Annotated in this window: 2 tRNA genes and 1 rRNA gene; all 3 read right to left on the reverse strand. The window is 56.3% G+C overall.

Annotation, left to right across the window (positions count from 1 at the left end):
* Positions 1–29: 29 nt before the first annotated feature.
* Positions 30–105 (reverse strand) — tRNA-Ala (locus tag QTL96_RS22640).
* Between the two features lie 75 nt (positions 106–180).
* Positions 181–257 (reverse strand) — tRNA-Ile (locus tag QTL96_RS22645).
* Between the two features lie 314 nt (positions 258–571).
* Positions 572–643 (reverse strand): 16S ribosomal RNA (locus QTL96_RS22650); the annotation flags it as partial.

Genomic DNA, 643 nt, shown 5'->3' on the forward strand with positions numbered 1-643 from the left:
CAAAACCCTCAGGCTCGACACCATCGATTTGGTGGAGCTGAGCGGGATCGAACCGCTGACCCCCTGCTTGCAAAGCAGGTGCTCTCCCAGCTGAGCTACAGCCCCAACCATCGCAACACCTGATGAGCAAACCCATCAGGAGGATCAAGATCGAACAACCCATCAACCCCAAAAGGAGAATGGTGGGCCTGGGAAGACTTGAACTTCCGACCCCACGCTTATCAAGCGTGTGCTCTAACCAACTGAGCTACAGGCCCGATCTCTACGAACTCGACGTCAGTGACGCTCGCCCATACAGGCCAGAGGCCGTCGCCAGTCGTCTGGCGCCTCTTTTCCAATCCGAAGACTGGCCGGAGGCAGCGATCGAAGATCGCGCTCGCCGTGAGGACATATCCTAATGAAGAAAGAGAAACGTGGACGGCGCAGTTCGCCATACCATCCGAGTGCCGAAGCACTTCCGTGGCGTATTGCGTTTCGATGGTCACCTGACTGGTGCCATCTATGTTCTAAAAAGCATTGGTAAGCTCATCCGGAGCGCGTCCGGCATCTTGCAATATCCAGGCTTCCTTAGAAAGGAGGTGATCCAGCCGCAGGTTCCCCTACGGCTACCTTGTTACGACTTCACCCCAGTCGCTGACCCTAC

It is taken from the genome of Rhizobium sp. S163 (assembly GCF_030380805.1).
GTDB lineage: Bacteria > Pseudomonadota > Alphaproteobacteria > Rhizobiales > Rhizobiaceae > Rhizobium.